A 22,830-nucleotide genomic window follows, 5' to 3' on the forward strand; every position below is an offset into this window, starting at 1 on the left:
TTCTCTTGTATATCATTGTAAAAATTTAAACTTTTACTATAACATATTATTTTAATGCACTAATATCACCGATAATAGCCATTACACTGTACGCTAAGCGAACAAGTTGTAAACGGTTTGCTTTAATAGCTTCATCTTTGTCCATAACCATTACATCTTCAAAGAATTTGTTGATAGCTGGAACTAAAGTAGCCGGAACTGCCACGACTGCATCGTAATCGCCAGCTTCCCAAGCAGCACTACTTGCTTCAGATGCTTTAGAAGCAGCTTCGAACAATTCTTTTTCAGCATCTTCTTTCAACAAATCGCTATTAACACCAGTATATTCCACATCTTTTACAAGATTGTACATACGAGTATAAGCTTGAACAAGTTCAACGTCTTCATCGATGCGGTTAACTAACAATGCATTTACAAGACCTTCTGCATCAGCAACGGACAATTCGTTGTTGGACAACAACAAGTCGATTACATGATGAGGAACCTCGCGATCAAGTAAAATATTTTTCAAACGAAGTGTGAAGAACTCTTCTACTTGGCCAAGCAATTCGTCTTGTTTTTCAGCTGGTACATTAAGTAACTCCATAGATGCTTTGAAGATTGGACGTAAGCTGATATTCCATTCGCTACCAAGCAAGATGTTCAAGATACCAATTGTTTGACGACGCAATGCATATGGATCTTGAGAGCCTGTAGGAATTAGGCCACGGCTGAAAGTAGCTACGATATTATCTACTTTATCGATGATGGACAATACTTTACCTGCTTCCGTTTGAGGCAATACATCACCTGCAAAACGAGGTAAATATTGTTCAAAAATAGCTTCTGCTACTTCAGGAGATTCACCATCAAGTAAAGCATACTCTTTCCCCATTACACCTTGTAATTCAGTAAACTCTGTAACCATACCTGTAGTAAGGTCAGTCTTAGCAAGCTCTGTAGCGCGTTCCAATACAACAACTGTATCTTCGTGCAAGCCACATTCTTCACCAAACACACGGCCCAATTTAAGTAAACGTTCAGTTTTATCTGCTAAGTTACCAAGACCTTCTTGGAATACAATTTTAGTCAAACCATCTTGACGGTCGATAAGAGGTTTCTTGCGGTCTTCGTTAAAGAAAAATTTAGCATCATCAAGACGTGCACGCAATACACGTTCATTACCAGCTTGAACTACTTCGATAGAATGATCGGAGCCGTTACGAACTGTTAAGAACATTGGCAACAATTTGCCGTCTTGGTCAACCAATGGGAAGTAACGTTGATGGTCTTTCATAGGTGTAATAATAGCTGCATCTGGAAGTGCCAAGTAGGACTCTTCAAAGCCACCACACAATGCTGTAGGCCATTCAACAAGATAGTTGATTTCTTCTAACAAATCATCATCCCAAACGATGGATGCATTTTTAGAGGCTGCAATATCATGTAATTGTTTGGAGATCAATTCACGACGTGCATTTTGATCAACCATAACAAAGTTTTCTTTTAATGTGTCGACATAGGATGCTGCATTTTTGATAGTGATTTCATCAGCACCTAAGAAGCGATGACCACGTGTTACATTACCAGATTTTACAGTAGCAAATTCTACAGGAATTACTTCTTCATCAAGTAATGCTACAAGCCAACGTACAGGACGTACGAACTTAGCATCTAGGTTGCCCCAATGCATGGATTTAGGGAAGTTAAGACCTGTAATCAATTGTGGCAACATATCTGTGACGATATCTTTTGCTGGTACGCCAGCAGTTTTAGTTTCAGCGTAAATATAGCCGTCTTCTACAACAAGATCAGCTACATCAAGACCTTTACCACGAGCAAAACCGATAGCTGCTTTTGTTACATTACCGTCAGCATCATAGGCGATAGACGCGGAAGGACCTTTATGACGTTCGCTGATTTCAGCAGATGTGTCAGCAAGACCTTTCACGATAAGAGCCAAACGACGTGGTGTGCCGTATGTTGCGATGCTTTCAAAAGGAAGATGGGCATCATTTAATTTTGTTTCAGCCAATTGTTTCAATTGACCTAAGATATTTGGCATAAAGCCGGCAGGAATTTCTTCTGCACCGATTTCAAATAATAAATCTTTTGCCATCTTATTTATCTCCTTTCAAAAGTGGGAAACCTAACTCTTCGCGTTTAGCGAGGTATTGTTGTGCACAAATACGAGCCAATGCACGTACGCGACCGATGAAAGCAGTACGTTCGCTGATGGAAATAGCGCCACGGGAATCAAGCAAGTTGAATGTGTGGGAACATTTCAATACATAGTCGTAAGCTGGTAATACATAACCAGCTGCACAAACGCGTTTTGCTTCTGCTTCGTACATATCAAACAATTTAAAAAGCATATCTGTATCAGCTAATTCAAAGTTATAAACGGATTGTTCAACTTCGTTAGCATGCCAAACGTCACCATATGTAACATTTTCATTCCATTTAAGGTCATAAACGTTTTCTACGCCTTGAATGTACATAGCCAAACGTTCTAAACCGTATGTAATTTCTACAGAAACCGGTTTACAGTCGATGGAACCAACTTGTTGGAAATATGTGAACTGAGTTACTTCCATACCGTCGAGCCATACTTCCCAACCAAGGCCCCAAGCGCCCAATGTTGGAGATTCCCAGTTATCCTCTACGAAACGGATATCGTGATCTTCAGCATGAATACCAAGTGTTGCCAAGGATTGTAAGTACAATTCTTGGATATTATCTGGAGATGGTTTCACGATAACTTGGAATTGATGATGTTGGAACAAACGATTAGGGTTATCACCATAACGACCGTCTGCTGGACGACGAGAAGGCTCTACATAACATACAGCCCATGGTTCAGGACCAATAGCGTGTAAGAATGTAGCAGGGTTCATTGTACCTGCGCCCTTTTCGATGTCATATGGATTTTGAACGATACAACCTTGATCGCTCCAGAATTTTTGTAGATTTAAAATAATCTCTTGAAATGTCATTGCTGCCTCCACTTTACACAACCGACATAAAATCAACCATTTCGTTACAAACAAAAAAGTCCCTGTAACGAAAAACGTTACAGGGACGAGTATACCCGCGGTTCCACCCTATTTGGCTTGCGCCCTCTTTTTTCTATGTTGGCCTTTACTAACAGATACCTGCGTTCCTGCCAATGCTCTACAGCGCCTTCAACCAAATGTGAGCTTACACCATCCTCACTCGCTAGAGAGGTTTACTACTCTGCTTCATCGCATATATTATAGACAATATTGTAGCAATACAGAGGGATGAATGTCAACACAAGTAAATATATCAACTATATAAGAATGAAATCAAAGATTATTAATAAAACTAATGATTAACATTCTATTACTCGATTTCTTTATAATGTATCAACGAATCAATATCTCTTTCTAAATCTTTTTTCTTCACTAAGCTAAAATCTAAACAATCGATAGCTATATCCATAAATGCAAAGTTAATAGTAAACTCATAGCCTACTGCTGTAGCATAACCTTTATCAACATGTCTATTTTTTATAACACCTCTTGATCGAACGTCTTTAGTCTCTATAGAAATATCTTGAATAAAAAGACTAGATTTACCAGTTTTAAATCTAGGTAAAAAAAGTGTGTTCATTAAATCATTATCTATATTAATTTGAGTACAATACTTAAATTCTAGATAAAATGTCTCTGCCACTAAAACAGCTCTATTACCTAAATCAGTAACTAAAAAGTCCAACATTTGTTCATCAGCATACTGCAATGAAATTAATTCAGATTCTATAATTTGTATTTTATCCATAAATATCCTCAAAAACTTTAACTATTATCTATCAAAATATAAGAAAATATTTTTAATCAAATAAAATATAAAAAATATCAACTTAAAATAATCATTATTGTAAGATTAATATTACAAGTTATTTAATCGCTCAAGTATAAAGATCTCTTTTCTATAAAAATACCTAAAATCAGGAGACTTACCAATCCAAAAATTACTAACTCTATAACGAAGACTATAATTATTTTCAGAGGTAATATTTCTACTATTTTATCTCCAGATTAGAACTCAATATATTATTACACTAAATATATATCCCATAAATATACTCCATAAATATAAATATTAAAGCAAATACTAATACAGCTAAGACAAATAATGCTAAGAAAGTACGAGTCAGAATCCATCCTCTTTTTTCATACTCCGTTAGTGTTCCAGCTTTATTTTTACGCCATAAGATATAAGTACCTACCATACCTATTCCAAGCATAAATAGTGCATTAAAGTCCTCAATGAATTTAGGCAAACCAAAATACGATTCTATTAAAATACTGATTAAGAAATAGTTGCCAATTAGTGTTAAAATTGTAACCTTCCGAGTACCCCAAGATTTAATCATATAATAATTAAAACTTAAAAGTAAAAATATATTTACTATTTGTTTTTCCACACGTTTCCCCCTGAGGAAATATTCTAGCCATAAAAAATGTATTCTAATAACATAATTTAGTTAATGCAATACAATCCATAAAATAAACATAACTACAATTATATATATATATAATTTTCAATTACATAGAGAATAAGATAGCCATTAAAAATAACAATATTGTAAAAAAAGAAAATAGGTAATAAGTCCTTTTATTGTCACTATTTTTATAAATTAGTGAAAACAGGTATGTACTAAATGATAGCAATAAAAACTCAATTAGGTATTTAAATTCTTTATTTATAGTATCCAAGAACTTTAAATCCGTAAACATTACAAATAAAAATATGCCAAAACTAATCAATCTATATTTTTCATTTATGTCTTCATTAGATCTTCGGATATATTGAATTACACTATAGGCAAATGCTAAAAATAAGGATATAGTAGCAAAATAATATATAAAGTTCATTGATTTAATTACTCCTCATTTTTACTTCTTCATCCTCCAGAATATTTTCACATGGCTTATTTAGTAAATATACTATCCTCTTTATAAAAGAATCTAATACGATATAACAAATATATAAGCCCTAAAATTGTTACTATCTCGAACATAATTTATTCTCCAAATTAATTTAAGAGCATACTTACCTTAAATTAGTATGATCTAGTAACCCAAGTATCACAATCATATCGTGGTTTTGAGTCCTTCTTAGTTATCTCAGATATAATCTTTCTTTCATCTTCTGAAAATTGATCAATACTGTCTAAAATTATAAGTTCATCCCCATATGCTTTTTGCAAATACTGTAAATTACTATCTGCTGGAGATTCAAATGTTTTACTAAAGCCTTTATGATTTGGAATAATTCGTACTGTTCCATAGGGTAATACGTTAACAACAACTATACCGAAATCACCATTAGAATATATATAGGGAAAATCTGTAGCAAAACCAGTCATATTTTTATTGAGCCCTGTTTGTTTGCCATAATCTACAAGAGAGTTTATAAATATTTGATATTCGTATATTCTAATTCCAACAAAAAGTAGAATAATTACTAGTAACGATAAAACTACTGTACAAGTTATCTTTATAAGCTTTCTAATGGGCATAAAAACTCCTTAATTCTTCTGAGGTAAATACAAAAGGTATATTAGTAACTTTATTATTATAAGGTTGCTTCAATCCTAATTATACTAATTTACAAGTTTTGCTCTAAAGCTAATAAATCTACATTATTATATACTAAAGTCAATAACTTATAGTTTTGATCTATTGAAAATTTTCCTTTAAGGCCACCTGCATCAACAAATGAGTAGGTATTATCATTAATTTTATAGAATTCACTTTCTAAGGGTACAAAATATTTATCTAATGCTAGACCAACTTTCTCTGCCTCTTTTTCAGAGCACTGTAAAGTTTCTTGTACGCGTTTAAAGAATGGTTTGTGTACATTTTCTATTCTGTCTTCTATTGTTTTATTAACTTTCTTATAAGTCTTATATCTATAAATTAGATACAAGATGGCTAGTAGTAAAGCAATATTCTCTTTCATAATCGCCTCTAACATATACTAAATATACTTATATAATATATAAGAACATAGACTTAAATGAATCATTATAGTTATATAAATAAATTGTAAACCACCTACCAAAGATAATCAATTTATCTTCGATAGGTGGTTTATTTTATTCACCCTTAGCAATACGATCTAAGAGTTCAATATAGCTTTGTTTATTTAAGGCTGGTGTAAAGTGGTCTAATACATCTTTAGCGCCCGCTGCATCATCGTATAGTAAGTCTACAATAGTCATAGCCAAGGCTTGTGCTGTTTTAATGTACGCTACATCAGGTACAGAGATTTCATATTCCGCACTGTGTAGTACACCACTGATACAACCAACCCATGGATGGATGACCGGCATTAAGTGAGATACGTCCCCCATGTCTGTACTAGCTGTTATATGTGGGCCTTGGTATACATTGGCTTCATCAAAGATAGGGTTTGAATTTTCTCGTAATAGAGCATTCATACGCTCATCATTACGCATCGGTAAATAGCCTGGTAGGTCATTGATAACACATGTTGCCCCTACTGCATCCCCACCAGCTTTTAAGGCTCTGTTAATACGATGGTTACCATCTACAATAGCTTCAATATTAGAAGCACGCACGTAACTTTCAACTTGAACATAATCAGGCACACAGTTTACCAATGTACCGCCTTGATTAATGATGGGATGGAATCTGAAATAATCGCTTTCTTTGAAAGTTTCACGAATGGAGTTAACCCCCATAACGCCCATCAAAGCAGCATTAAGAGCATTGATGCCTTCATGAGGTGCCTGAGCCGCATGAGCTACCTTACCGTGATATTCAATCAGCTTAGATACAAAACCATTAGAGGTACTACCAAGCCCCATTTCACCAGCTGGAGTTTTGGCTGTCTCCACATGCATTTGCATAGCCATATCGATATCGTCAAAAGCACCTTCATAGATGAGCTGTTGCTTGCCACCCATATACTTAAGTTTGCCTTGCTCACGCAATTTATTGCGGTAATCAATCTCAATCATTTCCTCTGCCGGAACAGCAAATAGCACAACATCGCCTGCTAATTCGTCCATCACTGCTTGTAGGCCTATAGCTACGGCAAACATATTAGTAATTTGCACATTATGACCACAGCAATGAGCAGCCCCTGTTAAATCATCGGCACGAGGATGGCGAGGACAGAGAATGGCATCTAATTCCCCAACCATGGCAACCGTATATTTACTATCTCGGCCTTTCATTCTACCTTTTACACCTGTCAGTGCATGACCTGTAGTATAAGAAATGCCAAGTTCATCAAACATAGCTTGAACCTTTTTAGATGTTTTCACCTCTTTAAAACCTAGCTCAGGTTCAGCCATAATAGATTCTGCTAATTCTCGTAAACGCGGTTGTGCATCAACAATAGCTTTACAAACACGTTGTTTTACTTCTTCCTTTGTCATACGGCTCATAATATCTCCTTTATAAAATCGACCGTATAAAATACGGTCGATCATGGAATCATAATGTATAGATATCTTATAAAATATAAATCTATATGTATATCTTAACATAGTTTAGACATCTAACATTATGATTTAGTATTAAATTAAACCTTCTAAATGAAGTACTAATTGTGCTAATGCTGTTGCACAGATGAAAGTACCTGCTGTTACAGCTAGTGCAACAGGAATAATACGCCAAGATAATCGACGGAATGCACCAAGGTCTTTACCTAAGGATAAACCTGCATAAGCAAGTACAGGTGTTGTTGTTGCAAGGAATGTAACTTGGCTAGTTTTAGCAATAATCCATTCTTGGCCAGGCATACCAGGTAAGGATGCAATAACACCAACTAAAGATACCCAGAATACCATAGGCAATTTATTAGCATATGGCAAGTTAGAGATCAAAGCGCCAATTGTAGCAAGGACTGCCAAGATAGCTACGCCAACTAAACTATCACTAAATAGATGTTTGCCATCCATTACATTACCTACTGCAGTGATGATAGCAGCAATACAGATAACGATGACAAATTGTGTTAATTTTTCGCTTTTACTCATGACTTGCTGCCTCCTCTGCTAAATCTTGTTCACGGGTACGACCTGTAAAGAAGTTGTATGTTTTTTCCATAACAGGTAAAGAAACAAATAGACCAAAGTATACGCCTAGAACGGTAGTTAACAAGTTTGCAGCCCCAGCAAGAGCCATAATTTGTTGTTCATAATCTGGATATACTGCAATGATCGGAGCTGTAGCAGCAGCCATCATACTAGCACTACCTACGCCAGCGCCCATAGCCAATGCCAATGGATGGAACCAACCAGATTGTGCCAACATCCCCGCCAATACTGAAGACCACATAGCGCCAATAAGAACGCCACAAATGTACATGCCCATAACACCACGGCCCTCAGGAGAGCTAAAGCCAAATTTGTCGATAATAATCGCTACGTTCGGCTCACGGTCTACAGAGTAACAAGCACCTACTGCTTCACGACGCATACCAACTAATAAAGCTACAGGTAAACCAAATACAATAGTACCAAAGAAATGACCAAGCTCTTGTAATAACAATGCCCAGCCAGCACTTGTAAGAATACCAAGATTTGGACCGATACCTAAACCGACTTTTACCATCAAGATCATAACGGCGATACCGATATAATCAGCAGATTTTTCCATCTGTTTAATGGTTAGGATTTTAAACTTAGGAATAGAAATTAATAAACCTAGAATCAATGTGTACAATAATGGCAATAATACAACAGGACCTAGTTTTTTTATGCCTATAAATTCAGCGACTACAGTTAGTACGAGCGCTAGAAAATGTATTTTGAGATTTCCCAAAAGCTGCATAATGACCTCCTATAAAAACATATAATATAACATTATTATATTATAAATAATTATTATTTATAGTGTCAATTACAGATGTACATTTGTCTATTTGAATTATTCTTTTCCAATAATATAAAGACCCTGTTCAGCATCAACTACCTCAATGATAATATTTTCTATCATTGATGGTTTTACTTTATGAAATCTTTGTTCTTCTTCATCATAATAAATGGCCCATTCAGATATAGATGCCGGAATACTGTCACTATCATAATCCTTCCCTCTCCAAATAGCATCATCTCTAAAATAACTTAGTCCATCTTTTACTAATTCTGTATCTAAACAAAATTCACCAGCTAAGCTAACATGATTATCTAATAGAAGATCTCTAACAATGATGGCTTCATATTCCCAACTTAGAAAACATAAATAATCAAAGTATCTAAGTGCTATCTTGTAATCCCAACGATTGTTTAAGACCATCGTTTGATATAATTTATTTACTAACTCATAATCAGAAAATATATAATAATAGTCGTTAGTTAAAAGAAAATTATATATCTGTTGAATTTCTTGTAGTTCTAACGTTTTATCTTCATTTATTTTGTCTATAGGCAACGAAGAAAATATTGTATCCATATAGTACCTCATAATATATTTCAACAAAAGGCAGTTTGATTTCTCAAACTGCCTTTTTACTGTCATTAAATTATGGAATTTAAAAACTTTACGCTTTGCAACGGCTTACCTATTTCTTGCTCGCAGTATGCAAATAGTAGCTTTTCAAGTTCCTTCCAAATTGTTTTGGGAAATTCTAAAGGCGTATCTTCACCCCACTGGTAAGCTAGAATCTGAGGTAATGTAGCTTTCACAGAACGAGAAATGCTAAGATTTGTAGTTTCCCGTACCTGCATCCAGAATGGCTCAATTCCGTCTTGATGGTTAAAAGCATTAGCACTAGGGACAACCCCTGCGAGAGATAATAGTTGCCATCCAAGCATTATCGTTCCCAATTGTACATTGCGACGTCGAATTTGCTTGGAATAGTTTACAACGGTATCAAAGACCTTGCGATCTACGTCATACATGGCAAATAACTCTTGAATGAGCTCACTCGCTACCGCTGCATAAGCAATATTATCGAGGTTTACATCTAAGGACTCCACCACATAGGAGCCATCAATTTGCGTAACATTAACATATTCCCCATCAGGTACGACTGTAATATACATGGCACTAAATGGACGTAAATAGGAGCTGTTGCGCATCGTCATCATTCGCTTATGTGGAATCGATGCTTTAATAAGCCCCAAGCTAGGCGTAATAAACGTAAATACGGAATACAACTTATACTTTTTTCGACTTATGACGATGGCTGGCGTATTAAAACCACCATTAAGCTTCTTCATTTTCTTCTTCCGTTGGTTCCTCTACTGGTATAGGTGTTACTTTAATGCGAGAGATACGATATCCTTGCATTTGAGTAACTTCAAAGGTGTAACCATGAGCATCCACCGTATCACCTACGATTGGTGTACGTTCTAATAAACCAAAGACATAGCCACCAATTGTATCAGAATCAGAATTATCAATTTCAATATTCATAATTTCTTCTACTTCGTCAACGAGGACCTTGCCATCAAACTCGAAGGAACCATCTGCATAGGACATCGTAGCTGGTAAATGCGGCTCATGCTCGTCTTGTATATCCCCAACTAGCTCTTCTATAATATCTTCTAAGCCTACAAGACCTACCATGCCACCATATTCATCTACTACTACAGCTAGATATATACGGCGAGTTCTCATATATTGCAACAAGGTAGATAATTTCATTACCTCTGGAACAGTAAGAATATCTCGTTTAATATTGCGCAAATCCTTACGGGCTTGATTAGGGCGTTCCATTAAATCTTTAATATGAACGAGGCCAATAATGTGATCCTTATCCTCTACACAGAGTGGATAACGTGTATGTACTTTAGAGCGGATAACCTTCATCGCTTCATCGTAACCATCTTCTACGAATACGCAGTCTACGTCTTGACGAGGCACCATAACCTCTTTCGCCATGCGATCTACGAAGTTAAAGACATTATCGATTAACTCAGACTCTACTTGGTCCAATTGCCCTTCCTCGTGACTTCGAGAAATCATCATGCGAATTTCTTCTTCTGAGTACACAAGGTCAAGCTCTGTAAAATATTTTGTTTTGTAAAAGCCTAAAATAACATTGGAGATTTTACTAGCAATCCAAATAAATGGATACACCAATTTACCTGCAGCCACGACGATACGGCTATAGGTATTTACATATTTTGTAGGGAAGGATAGGCCCAATGCTTTAGGTACAATTTCCCCAAAAATTAAGACGATTAAGCTAATTAATAGTAATAGAATAATATCTAACACTAAATGCATCCAAGTACTATGAATATTAAGAACCGCCACTATACGATCAACAATATTATCGAATACAAAAGTACCTGTGCCTGCAAGGGCCAAAATAAAGAATAGAATCAAAAACTGTGTAGTATTTAAAAAATACTCAGGATTTTGATAAAGCTTTAATAAAAATTCTCTATCCTTCTCCAAGAGGATGTCCATATCCTCTACATGTTCTTTACGAAGGCGTGCAAAGGAGAACTTTGCAACCACAAAAAAGTTAATTAAAAAAATACATAACAGACCAAACCCTATGGGTAACAGGCCATCTACACTATCCATCTTTATTCCTTTCATATGAATATGGAAACACTTATTTCTTTTTATTATATCAAATTATTTTCTATAACCAAGTTCAGATAACATACCAGATTTATTTCGCCAATCTTTTTTTACTTTAACCCAAAGGTCCAAGTACACCTTTGTAGCTAATAGCTTTTGAATGTCTGCGCGCGCTTCAGCGCCAAGTTGTTTTAACAAAGCACCTTTTTTACCGATGATAATTCCCTTTTGAGAGTCTCTTTCACAGTAGATTGTAGCGCGGATATAGGTAGTACCGTCATCACGTGTTTTCATTTCATCTACGTCTACAGCGATAGCATGAGGAATCTCATCTCGTGTAGCTAACAAGATTTTTTCACGAACGATATCGGAAATAATAAGGCGTTCCGGTTGATCCGTAATCATATCCTCTGGGAAATATTGTGGACCTTCCGGCAATGTTTCTTCTAGAACCTTAAGAATTTCAGATAAGTTCTCTTTATCTTTTGCAGAAATAGGAATGACCCCTGCAAAAGGATATGCATCTTGATAAGAAACGATTGCTTCTAAAAGTTCTTCTTTTTTGAGTGTATCAATTTTGTTAACTACCAAAAATACAGGAACCTTTACACGTTTCAATTGTTCAATAATAAAATTATCCCCAGGGCCACGTTTTTCATTGCCTGCTACGACAAATAAAACAGCTTCCGTTTCTTTTAAGGACTCAATAGCAGCATCTACCATGAATTCGCCTAACTTGTGCTTAGGTTTATGCACACCAGGTGTATCCATAAATACGATTTGTTTGGATTCATCCGTATATACGCAGATGATACGGTTACGCGTTGTTTGAGCCTTATCGGATACGATAGCAATCTTATCGCCAATAAGAGCGTTGATTAAAGTAGATTTACCCACATTAGGGCGTCCTACAACGGCAACAAAGCCTGATTTAAAATGTTCGTTCTTATTCATTATATGGTGCATCCTCCCGCACATAACCCAGATTACCTAGGATAAATTCTTCCTCTATGCGCATCTCTTTTTTATCTTCGTCGTTCATATGGTCATAGCCTAAAATATGTAAGCAACTGTGAGTCGTTAAATATGCTAATTCCCGTTCAAAACTATGTCCATATTCAATAGCTTGTTCACGAGTACGCTCTAAAGAAATAATCATATCACCAAGTAAGTGATGTTCCTCTTCACTACCTTCGTAATCATCCCCTTCATTGAGGGCAAAGGACAATACATCCGTTGGTCTATCGATGCCTCGATATTCCTTATTAAGTTTGTGAATCTTAGCATTATCACAGAGTAAAATACTCATTTCATCTTCTTCAAGACCATATACGCGACTCACTTCATCACAGACCTTGCGTATAACAGCCTCAATATTCGAATCCTCTTGAATTCCTTCATCATAGCTAATGTTTATATACATGCTTATCCTTTCGCTACACTCTCTTTAGATGCTGCGTTAGTTTCCGCAGTCTCACCAGCTAATTTACGTTCATGATACTGATCGTAAGCTTTTACAATACGGCCTACTAAATCGTGACGAACAACGTCTTGATCACTAAAGTAAACCATATTAATACCAGGCACATGACGCAATACCTTTTCAGCCTCTCCGAGACCAGATACGACACGTGGAGGCAAGTCGATTTGTGTCTTATCACCATTGACTACCATTTTAGAGTTGTTACCCAAACGGGTTAAGAACATCTTCATCTGTTCTGCCGTCGTATTTTGAGCCTCATCGAGAATGACAAAGGCATTTTCTAAGGTACGACCACGCATGTACGCTAGTGGTGCTACCTCGATAGTACCGCGCTCCATAAAGCGTTGCACTTGCTCGATACCAAACATTTCGTGTAATGCATCATAAAGAGGTCTCAAATATGGGTCTACTTTGTCTTGTAATTCACCAGGTAAGAAGCCTAAACGTTCACCAGCCTCTACGGCAGGGCGTGTCAAAATAATTTTATCTACATTGCGGTTTTTTAAATAGAATGCAGCTAAAGCTACTGCTAGGAATGTTTTACCTGTACCAGCAGGACCAATACCAAAAGTAATAGTATTTTTTCGGATACTATCTACATAGTATTTTTGACCTTCAGTTTTAGGCGTAATATTTTTACCGCGCATATTAACGGATAAAGTATCCTCAAACATAGTATGAACAGCATCAGCCTTACCATTAGCCACGAGTTTAGCCGCAATGCGCACCTGAGACTCAGTAATCGTACTGCCTTCACGATAGAGAAATACTAATTCTTCAAGAGTACGATAGAGGGCATTGACTTGGTCTTCATCCCCCTTGATAACTACCGTATCACCTCGAGCTACTACATCGGCAGAAATTACCTCAAGCATCATATGTAAATATCGATTATGTTGACCTAGTATGGATTGTGCTAGGTCATATGTAGGAAATGTAAATACTTGTTCGCTCATACAACCTCCTAATCTATAAATTTACGAACTGCTTTACCATTTAGGTAATCACAGAGATCACCTTGATGAGCATCTAGTTCGTCTAGTTTATCATCAATTAAATCTTGTACGCGCCACCAACCCATGGACCAGTTTGTAAAAAGCGTATTATCTTCAGGCGCTCTACCTACAAGACGCTGTAAAACAATGTCAGGGTGTAAATGACGTACAAAATTAACAACCCGATCAGCATATTCTTCCGCACTAATTAGGGTAAACTGCCCCTCTTGATACCACTTGGCCATCAATGTATTTTTAACAATATATAACGCATGTAATTTAACTTGATCTACACCAAGGGCTGACAAAATGCGAGCCCCTTCAATAGTATCCTTCATGGTATCCCATGGTAAATTAACTATCATATGAGTAGTTATGTTAAATCCATATCGCTTAATCCGTAATACGGCATCAATAAACTGGGCTAAATCATGACCACGATTAATTTTCTCTAATGTATCATAGTTAACCGTTTGAAGACCTAGCTCAATATAGATATCCTTATGAAAGCGATCCCCAATATCAGCTAATATTTCAAGATATTCATCAGCAATACAATCGGGTCTTGTTGCAATAGCAATGCCCACGGCTTCATCGATACAACCTTGTTCAATATAGCTTTTAAAATCATCAAGATTCAAGTAGGTATTACTAAAGTTTTGGTAATAAGGGATGAACTTCTTTGCTTTATATTTAGGGCCTATGTGAGCAATATTTTCCTCTAATTGCATGCGTACCGTCATCCACGCTGGACGATTTTCATAGCCTGCACCAATTTCACCGCAGAATGTACATCCCCCTACGCCTGCCGAACCATCACGGTTAGGACAGGTCAAGGGTAGTGCTACAGGTAATTTATAAACCTTTTCCCCATATGTTTCTTTATAATATTTAGATACCATGCGGTATCGTTTTGGTCTCGTTGTATCGGTCATAACACTCCTATTAAACTAACCAATCATCGCTTATTATGTAATATTTCAACTATCATAAATTCTCTAATCTTTTGATTATATAAAATTAGATAAACTATTTTTATATTACTAACAAGCCTCTATTTCAGGACGTATAAAAGGTTTTACCTCTTTATTTACGTCGATTACAACTGTAAAAGGTACATTTGGTACATTCTCTATACCTAACACTTTAGCCGTGTCCTTAGACATAGGCATTTCTACATATTGTTGGCGAATTTTGCGCCACTCTTTAAATGTATAGTTTGGAATATATTGAGATGCAATTTCTTCATTGCGCCAGAATGCTTCCCCTTCTTGTAAAAGTTCCTTTGTCTGCTTCGGTAAACCAACAGCTTCACTGCGAACCTTACCGCGATAGCTAACGAGTGTATCATATTGTAATAATTCGGCAGCCACTGTATCGCCTTTAGCTAAGAAGAAATTATACAAGAACTCAATTTGGTCAATATCTTTTAAATTAATCTTATGATTACCCGCATCGAGCCAAGCCTGTGTCATATCACAGAAATAGGAAAAGGCATCTTTTTTTATCTCCACTTTAGATGGATCGTACTTTTTCATAGGTGGTACATGATTAGTTTCTGTATTTTCCCCAGTTATAGATGTATCAGTATGTTCTTTTATAAGCTTACTACCAATATAGCCAAACACAGTTCTAAATCGTTCACTATTATAAAAGCGTTCAAAGACATCTTCAAAGTGTTTTAAGAAGCGTATATCTCTATAAGGAAGCACGTGAGTACTTAATACCTCATATGGCGCTAAGGGATCACTAATGTATTGATACTCTTCCATACGGCGTACACCAGAACCCTTTAACAGTTTTAAAAAACCAATTTGTAACGCATGTGGCTGTAAACTAAAAAGATCATTAAAGGATAATCCAAATCGTTGTTTATTCTCGTAAGGCAGGCCTACAATTAAATCCATGTGCACATGAGTTCGGCCTGCTTCAATAATAGGACGAATAGCCTTTTGAATATACGGCCAATCATTATATCGATTAATAGCATCCAAGGTTTTCTTATGTGTACTTTGAACCCCTACCTCAATTTGAATACGGCCTGGTGGTGTTTCACAGAGAATATTTGTCTCCCATTTCGTCATTAGCTCTGGTTCCATTTCTAGATGGAAATTCGTCTCCGTATCAGCATCACGCATGAATTCCATCATAGGTCGATGATGATGTGGCGCACAGTTAAAAGTTCTATCAACAAATTTAACTTGTTTTACCTTATGATCGATAAACCACTGTAGTTCTTTAAAAGTTCTTTCCTGCGGGAAAAAGCGAACTGTATTTTTATTGCCAGATAAACAGTACTGACAAGAGAATGGGCACCCTCGAGAGGATTCATAGTAGATGATTTTATGTTCTAAATCTATCATATCCTCTTCTACGTAAGGGAATGGTATGGTACTAAGATCTTTTACCTCCACCGTATCAGTAGAGCCCAGGAGTCGGCCAGAAATGTGGCGACCACGTACGCCAGGAATCTGCTCTTCTAAGCCATCCTTGCCAGCGATTAGTGCACTAATAAGTTGATAAAAAGCTTCTTCCCCCTCACCTTGTACGACATAGTCCACCGCAGCACAACGATTTAAGATTTCATCGGCTGTGAAAGACACCTCCGGCCCACCTAAAATAATTTTAATATCTGGTCGCACAGCTTTCACCATGTCTACTACATGTAAAGTCATCTCGATATTCCAGATATAGCAAGCAAAGCCCAATACATCAATATTGCGCTCTGTAATATCACTAAGAATATGTAAAACAGGCATATTAATAGTATATTCTACTATATCGTATGCCTGTCCGTGAGCCTGCCCATAAGCTTTGAGATAACGCAAAGCCAGAGAAGAATGTATAAATTTTGAATTTAATGTGGATAAAACTACGTTCATAGGTCCCCTTTAAATCATCGAATGGCTCAGCCACCGTCTAGTCATAATATATGTATTATACCATTAAAAGAGACTAAAGATAATAGAAATAATAGCACCCACTAAAATAACAACAGTTACTACCGTAAGAATGACACTACCAAAGAATACGACAGCTGCCAAAATAATCGCTAAAACAATAAACAAGACAATTCGACTAAGCCAGCTTGTACTAGTAAAGCTATACACCTTAACTTTCGGTTCATATTGATTGTTTTCATCGTAATATTGTTGCTCGTCATTGATATTGGTTGGCGTTGAATCTACATGGACGGAATCGCCTACCTCTTCAATAGTTACACCATCAAATTCTCGTCTCTCATCATCGGATAATACGCGTGTATTAGGTTCACCAGAATAAGTACTGCGACTATAAGTATCATCTGATTGACCATTTCTATATGTATATTGATTATTGTTTATATTGTGTTGATCATTCATATGTATTTCCTTTATATGAACAAATAATAATAAATTTTATACAATTTATTATACCATATTTTACCATCATAATGGCAAATAGAAATCCCTTCAGATATAAACTCATATATCTGAAGGGATTGTATTTTTTAATATTGATTAATGCTAATATATATTAACACTCATATCAGTCATTTAAGAATTTTTTAAGTAATTCATTTACCATTCCAGGATTAGCTCGGCCTTTGGATTCCTTCATAACTTGACCAACTAAGAAGCCTATAGCCTTACCATTACCACTCTTGAAGTCTGCTACTGGTTGTGGATTATTAGCAATAACTTGCTTAACAATTTCTTCAATAGCACCAGTATCTGTGATTTGAACTAGACCTTCCTCTTTTACAATAGTATCAGCATCCTTGCCGGATTCCCACATGGATACGATAACTTTTTTCGCAATTTTACCCGAAATTGTACCTTTGTCGATTAGGGCAATCATACCAGCCAAGTTTTCAGGACTTACCTTGGATTCAGCAAATGTTAAACCGCTTTCATTAATCATCTTGGACAAGTCACCAAGCATCCAGTTAGCAACAGTCTTAGGATCTGCACCTGCTTTTACAGTAGCATCTAAGAAGTCCGCTGTTTTACGGGATACAGTAAGAATAGTTGCATCTTCACGAGACAAGCCATATTCAGATACAAAACGTTCAATCTTAGCATCTTGTAATTCTGGCAGTGCACGACGTACTTCTTCGATTTTTTCATCTGTAATTACGATTGGTACCAAATCTGGTTCTGGGAAGTAACGGTAATCGTTTTCTTCGTCTTTTTTACGCATACCAAGAGTGATACCTTGTGCATCATCCCAAGTACGTGTTTCTTGATCTACAGTACCGCCAGCTTCGATTAACTTAGCTTGGCGCAATGCTTCATATTCAACAACTTTTTGGATTGCAGTTAAAGAATTAACATTTTTAGTTTCTGTACGTGTACCAAATTCTGTAGTGCCACGTAAACGTACGGATACGTTACAGTCACCACGCAAAGAACCCTCTTCCATACGACCGTCAGATACTTCTAAATATTGCAAAATAGAACGTAATTTTTCAACGTATGCTCTCGCTTCTGCACCGGAACGAATATCTGGTTCAGATACGATTTCAAGAAGAGGTACACCCGTACGATTGTAGTCAACATTAGAAGATTTAGAGTCGGAAATAGTGTTGCCACTATGGACGAGTTTACCTGCATCCTCTTCCATATGAATACGGGTAATACCGATGCGTTTAGTTTCACCATTAACCTCAATATCTAAATGACCATTTAAGCAAATTGGCAAATCATATTGAGATGTTTGATAGTTTTTAGGCAAATCAGGATAATAGTAGTTTTTACGGTCAAATTTGTTAAAGTTAAGGATTTCACAATTCAATGCTAAACCTACTTTAATAGCAAATTCTACTACTTGTTTATTTAACACAGGCATTGCACCAGGTAAGCCAAGGCACACTGGGCATACATGTGTATTTTGATCACCGCCAAATTCAGTGGTACAACCACAGAAGATTTTAGACTTAGTCTTAAGCTCTGTATGAACCTCTAAACCAACGACTGTTTCGTATTTACTACTCATAGAGAAACCTCCCCAGTTGGTGCTACTAATTGACAGTCTGGACGTGCTTGTTCAAATGTGAAAGCGGCACGTAACAATGTTTCTTCACCCATAGCAGGTCCAAGCAATTGTAAGCCGATTGGCAAATTACTGTTACTCATACCTGCTGGAATGCTAATGCCTGGAATACCTGCAAGGTTTGCTGGTACCGTACAGATATCTTCTAAATACATTGCCAATGGGTCATTTGCTTTTTCACCAAATTTATAAGACGTATTAGGTGCCGTTGGTGTTAAAATCAAATCCACTTTGGAGAATGCTTCATCAAATTCATTTTTAATGAGGCGGCGGACTTTTAATGCTTTCAAATAGTAAGCATCATAGTAACCAGCACTCAATACATAAGTACCTAACAAGATACGGCGTTGTACCTCAGGGCCAAAACCTTCTGTACGAGTTTTAGTAGACATGTCTACTAGATTATCTGCAGGTACGCGCATACCATAGCTTACGCCGTCATAACGAGCCAAATTGGAGCTTGCCTCTGCCAATGCGATGATATAGTATGCAGACAACGCATATTTAGAGTTAGGCAAGGAAATCTCAATGATTTCAGCACCTAATTTTTTATATGTTTCGATAGCCTCTTCCATAGCTTTGCGAACTTCACTATTGAGACCTTCACCAAAGAATTCTTTTGGCACACCAATTTTAAGATTTTTTACATCATTTACAAGAGCTGTAGTGTAATCCACACGAGCACCTGGAATCGATGTAGAATCCTTTGCATCGTAACCAGAAATAGCATTCAATACCAATGCAGCATCCGTTACATCCCGTGTAACAGGTCCGATTTGATCTAAAGAAGATGCAAAAGCAATAAGGCCGTAACGGGATACATTACCATAGGTTGGTTTTAAACCTACTACGCCACAGAAAGAGGCTGGTTGACGAATGGAGCCACCTGTATCAGAACCGAGAGCCCAAATTGCAGAACCACTAGAAACAGCAGCTGCACTACCACCAGAAGAACCACCCGGTACACAGTCAATATTCCATGGATTAGTCGTTTTTGCTAATGCAGAATTCTCTGTAGAACCGCCCATAGCAAATTCATCCATATTAAGTTTACCAAGGCTAATATAATGATTGTCTTGTAAGCGCTCGATAACAGACGCATTATATGGAGGCACAAAGTTTTCTAACATTTTAGACGCACAAGTTGCGGGTTCGTCTTTGATACAAATATTATCTTTAATTGCACCAGGAATACCAGCTAGTGGAGAAATCGCTTCACCTTTAGCAATTGCTTCGTCTACAACCTTAGCTATAGTTAAAGCACGGTCATGAGAATCTGACAAGTACGCATGCACAGTCGGTTCCACTTTAGCTTTATGAGCAATAACAGCATTCGTCAATTCAACGGCACTGATTTCTTTATTCACAAGTTTTTTATGTAATTCATGAATTGTCGGCACAGCAAAATCTCCTATTCTTGTACAACACGAGGCACTTTAAAGTACCCATCTTCTGCTTCTGGAGCATTGGATAAAGCTAACTCATGATCAAGGGATGGTTTCTTTTCATCCTCTCTAAATACATTGTGTAAAGGTACAGCATGAGCCATTGGTTCAACACCATCTAGTTCTAATGCATCTAGTTCAGCAACATAGGTCAAGATGTCGGACAACTCTTTTTCTACATGTGCCATATGTTCTTCTTTAACTTCCAAACGTGAAAGCAAGGCGATTTTTTTTATTTCCTCTTGGCTGATTTTCATCGGAACACATCCTTTCATAATTACTTATTATAAAGCAAATAGTATATATTTTCAAAACATTGTAAGACTATATATTTATTGGATTTCACCGAGTTCTTTTAATAGTTCTACGAACTCTTCTTCGTTTATCACACGAATACCCAATTCATTTGCTTTAGTGAGTTTACTACCACTATCTTCTCCAGCTACGACGAGTGTTGTCTTCTTTGAAACAGAACCAGTAACCTTGGCTCCATGAGCTTCAAGGATTTTACCGGCTTCACTGCGCCCCATAACCTCAAGCTTACCTGTGAGAACGACGATTTCGCCTTCCATTTGATTGCCTGCAGCTTCTACTACATCTACGGTCATCTTAAGACCAGCTTGAGTTAAGCCTTCAATAATTTCCTTATGTGCTGGATCTTGACGATATTCAACGATGCTATCTGCCATTGTGGGCCCGATTTCTTCAACTGCTACTAGTTCATCCTTCGTAATAGTCATGAACCGATCTATAGATTGCACCACATTAGCAATTGTAGTTGCAGCCTTTGAGCCGATTAAACGAATTCCCAATCCATATAATACACGGTCTAAACCACGTGATTTAGAGTCATCAATAGCTTTCACCAAATTTTCTGCAGATTTTTTACCCATACGGTCCATCGTAACAAGTTGGTCTACAGTTAAATGATATAAATCAACAACATTTGTAATTAACTTGTTGTTGATCAAATTTTCTACGATACTAGGACCAAGGCCATCGATATTCATAGCGTCACGAGAGGCAAAGTGGATAATTTGTTCCTTTTCAATAGCTGGACAATGTTTATTCGTACATCGAACTGCCGCTTCTCCTTCACGACGAACTACAGGAGATTCGCATACAGGACATGTATTAGGAATTGTAAAAGGAATTTCGGAGCCATTTCGCTTTTCAGGAACAACACGGATAACCTCCGGAATGATTTCCGCCGCCTTGTGAATAATAACGTGGTCACCAATACGAATATCCTTTTCATCGATAAAATCTTGGTTGTGTAATGTAACTCGGCTTACATTCGTACCAGATACAAATACGGATTCCAGCTCACCAGTAGGAGTTAGAACCCCTGTGCGACCTACATTAATGGTAATATCTTTAAGGATTGTTTCCACTTCTTCAGGTGGATACTTGTACGCAGTGGCCCATTTAGGATCCTTTGCAGTGCTACCAAGAACCTCTTGATCATCAAAGCTATTTACCTTAATAACCATTCCATCTGTATCATATGGAAGTTCATGCCGTTTATCACCCCAATAATCAATGGCTTCAATTACTTCATCAATTGTTTTACATACACGATAATGAGGATTTACAGAAAACTTAAAGTTCTCTAAACTCTTAAGCAATTCCTCTTGGCTATGAATATTGGCTCCCACTTCAGAACCTATAGCATATGCGAAAAATGCAAGATTCCGGTTAGCAGTAATAGCTGGGTCTTGTTGTCGTAAGGAACCTGCTGCAGCATTGCGAGGATTTACGAAGGTCGGGAGACCTTCTTCATCACGTTCTTCATTAATACGTTTAAATTCACTATGAGGCATATACGCTTCACCACGAACTTCGATAAACTCAGGCGCATTATCTAAAAATAATGGAATAGATTTAATGGTACGTACATTAGCTGTTACATCTTCACCAATGCGACCATCACCACGCGTAACAGCACGGACAAACATACCATTTTCATAGTGTAAATTAACTGCTAAGCCATCGATTTTTAGTTCTACAACATACGAAGATGGCTTATGGCCAAGTTCCTTTTCTACACGATTTCCAAAAGCTCGTACTTCATCAGCATTAAATACATTGCTAAGGCTTAACATAGGACGTCCATGAACGACCTTTTCAAAGGAGCCTTCCACCTTCATACCGACCCGTTGTGTTGGAGAAGATGGCACAATATATTCAGGATGAGCAGTTTCTAAATCCACAAGCTCACGATATTTTTTATCATATTCAAAGTCGCTCATAGTAGGAGCATCTTTTACGTAGTATAAATACTGCGCATGAGTAAGCTCCTGTTGCAACTCTTTAATTCTATCTTTCGGATTCATTTTATACCC

General features: G+C 36.9%; 22 protein-coding genes. All 22 read right to left on the reverse strand.

Annotated elements, in window-relative coordinates; genetic code table 11:
- Positions 1-46 precede the first annotated feature (46 nt).
- Complete coding sequence (gene glyS, locus E7B10_RS01895; protein ID WP_287511175.1) at positions 47-2,098, reverse strand: glycine--tRNA ligase subunit beta; 2,052 nt, start codon at positions 2,096-2,098, stop codon at positions 47-49.
- Between the two features lies 1 nt (position 2,099).
- Complete coding sequence (glyQ, locus tag E7B10_RS01900) at positions 2,100-2,975, reverse strand: glycine--tRNA ligase subunit alpha (protein WP_060919832.1); 876 nt, start codon at positions 2,973-2,975, stop codon at positions 2,100-2,102.
- Between the two features lie 370 nt (positions 2,976-3,345).
- A complete protein-coding gene (locus tag E7B10_RS01905) occupies positions 3,346-3,783 on the reverse strand; it encodes a hypothetical protein (protein ID WP_101928302.1) in 438 nt (145 codons plus the stop codon).
- A gap of 283 nt (positions 3,784-4,066) precedes the next feature.
- Complete coding sequence (locus tag E7B10_RS01910; RefSeq protein WP_257876752.1) at positions 4,067-4,432, reverse strand: hypothetical protein; 366 nt, start codon at positions 4,430-4,432, stop codon at positions 4,067-4,069.
- Positions 4,433-5,071: 639 nt separating this feature from the next.
- Positions 5,072-5,530 carry a hypothetical protein gene (locus E7B10_RS01915; protein ID WP_257876753.1) on the reverse strand — a complete coding sequence of 153 codons (459 nt, stop codon included), beginning with the start codon at positions 5,528-5,530 and terminating at the stop codon, positions 5,072-5,074.
- A gap of 89 nt (positions 5,531-5,619) precedes the next feature.
- Complete coding sequence (locus tag E7B10_RS01920; protein WP_257876754.1) at positions 5,620-5,973, reverse strand: hypothetical protein; 354 nt, start codon at positions 5,971-5,973, stop codon at positions 5,620-5,622.
- Between the two features lie 136 nt (positions 5,974-6,109).
- Entirely contained in the window at positions 6,110-7,429 is a 1,320-nt protein-coding gene (locus E7B10_RS01925) for an amidohydrolase (protein WP_316055456.1), read from the reverse strand.
- 132 nt (positions 7,430-7,561) lie between these two features.
- Positions 7,562-8,023: a hypothetical protein gene (locus E7B10_RS01930; RefSeq protein ID WP_004695934.1), complete on the reverse strand. Its 462-nt coding sequence runs from the start codon at positions 8,021-8,023 to the stop codon at positions 7,562-7,564.
- Positions 8,016-8,819: a DUF3100 domain-containing protein gene (locus E7B10_RS01935; protein WP_118091262.1), complete on the reverse strand. Its 804-nt coding sequence runs from the start codon at positions 8,817-8,819 to the stop codon at positions 8,016-8,018. Before E7B10_RS01935 ends, E7B10_RS01930 begins: the two co-directional genes overlap by 8 nt.
- Positions 8,820-8,915: 96 nt before the next feature.
- Positions 8,916-9,440, reverse strand: coding sequence for a hypothetical protein (locus E7B10_RS01940; RefSeq protein ID WP_101928308.1), 525 nt, complete (start codon positions 9,438-9,440; stop codon positions 8,916-8,918).
- Between the two features lie 65 nt (positions 9,441-9,505).
- Positions 9,506-10,210, reverse strand: a complete 705-nt coding sequence (locus tag E7B10_RS01945) for a DNA repair protein RecO (RefSeq protein WP_077708455.1) — start codon at positions 10,208-10,210, stop codon at positions 9,506-9,508.
- The gene (locus tag E7B10_RS01950) at positions 10,197-11,528 is read right to left on the reverse strand and encodes a hemolysin family protein (RefSeq protein WP_316055457.1); all 1,332 of its coding nucleotides are present in this window, start codon (positions 11,526-11,528) and stop codon (positions 10,197-10,199) included. Before E7B10_RS01950 ends, E7B10_RS01945 begins: the two co-directional genes overlap by 14 nt.
- Before the next feature lie 54 nt (positions 11,529-11,582).
- The gene (era, locus tag E7B10_RS01955) at positions 11,583-12,482 is read right to left on the reverse strand and encodes a GTPase Era (protein ID WP_004695950.1); all 900 of its coding nucleotides are present in this window, start codon (positions 12,480-12,482) and stop codon (positions 11,583-11,585) included.
- Positions 12,475-12,951, reverse strand: a complete 477-nt coding sequence (gene ybeY, locus E7B10_RS01960) for an rRNA maturation RNase YbeY (RefSeq protein WP_004695952.1) — start codon at positions 12,949-12,951, stop codon at positions 12,475-12,477. Before ybeY ends, era begins: the two co-directional genes overlap by 8 nt.
- Positions 12,952-12,953: 2 nt before the next feature.
- The gene (locus tag E7B10_RS01965) at positions 12,954-13,967 is read right to left on the reverse strand and encodes a PhoH family protein (RefSeq protein WP_004696978.1); all 1,014 of its coding nucleotides are present in this window, start codon (positions 13,965-13,967) and stop codon (positions 12,954-12,956) included.
- Positions 13,968-13,975: 8 nt separating this feature from the next.
- A complete protein-coding gene (locus E7B10_RS01970) occupies positions 13,976-14,941 on the reverse strand; it encodes a TIGR01212 family radical SAM protein (protein WP_187002445.1) in 966 nt (321 codons plus the stop codon).
- 108 nt (positions 14,942-15,049) lie between these two features.
- Positions 15,050-16,888, reverse strand: a complete 1,839-nt coding sequence (locus E7B10_RS01975) for a B12-binding domain-containing radical SAM protein (protein ID WP_012864421.1) — start codon at positions 16,886-16,888, stop codon at positions 15,050-15,052.
- A gap of 63 nt (positions 16,889-16,951) precedes the next feature.
- Positions 16,952-17,368, reverse strand: a complete 417-nt coding sequence (locus E7B10_RS01980; protein WP_012864422.1) for a hypothetical protein — start codon at positions 17,366-17,368, stop codon at positions 16,952-16,954.
- A gap of 166 nt (positions 17,369-17,534) precedes the next feature.
- On the reverse strand, positions 17,535-18,983 hold the full coding sequence (gatB, locus tag E7B10_RS01985; protein WP_101928315.1) for an Asp-tRNA(Asn)/Glu-tRNA(Gln) amidotransferase subunit GatB: 1,449 nt from the start codon (positions 18,981-18,983) through the stop codon (positions 17,535-17,537).
- Positions 18,980-20,440 (reverse strand): Asp-tRNA(Asn)/Glu-tRNA(Gln) amidotransferase subunit GatA, encoded by a 1,461-nt coding sequence (gene gatA / locus E7B10_RS01990; RefSeq protein WP_278618107.1) that lies wholly within the window; start codon positions 20,438-20,440, stop codon positions 18,980-18,982. The genes gatB and gatA overlap by 4 nt, the downstream gene beginning before the upstream one ends.
- Before the next feature lie 11 nt (positions 20,441-20,451).
- A complete protein-coding gene (gene gatC, locus E7B10_RS01995) occupies positions 20,452-20,742 on the reverse strand; it encodes an Asp-tRNA(Asn)/Glu-tRNA(Gln) amidotransferase subunit GatC (RefSeq protein WP_004695967.1) in 291 nt (96 codons plus the stop codon).
- Between the two features lie 75 nt (positions 20,743-20,817).
- Entirely contained in the window at positions 20,818-22,821 is a 2,004-nt protein-coding gene (ligA, locus tag E7B10_RS02000; RefSeq protein WP_278618108.1) for an NAD-dependent DNA ligase LigA, read from the reverse strand.
- Between the last annotated feature and the right edge of the window lie 9 nt (positions 22,822-22,830).

This window comes from Veillonella sp. (assembly GCF_032470285.1).
Taxonomy (GTDB): Bacteria; Bacillota; Negativicutes; order Veillonellales; family Veillonellaceae; genus Veillonella.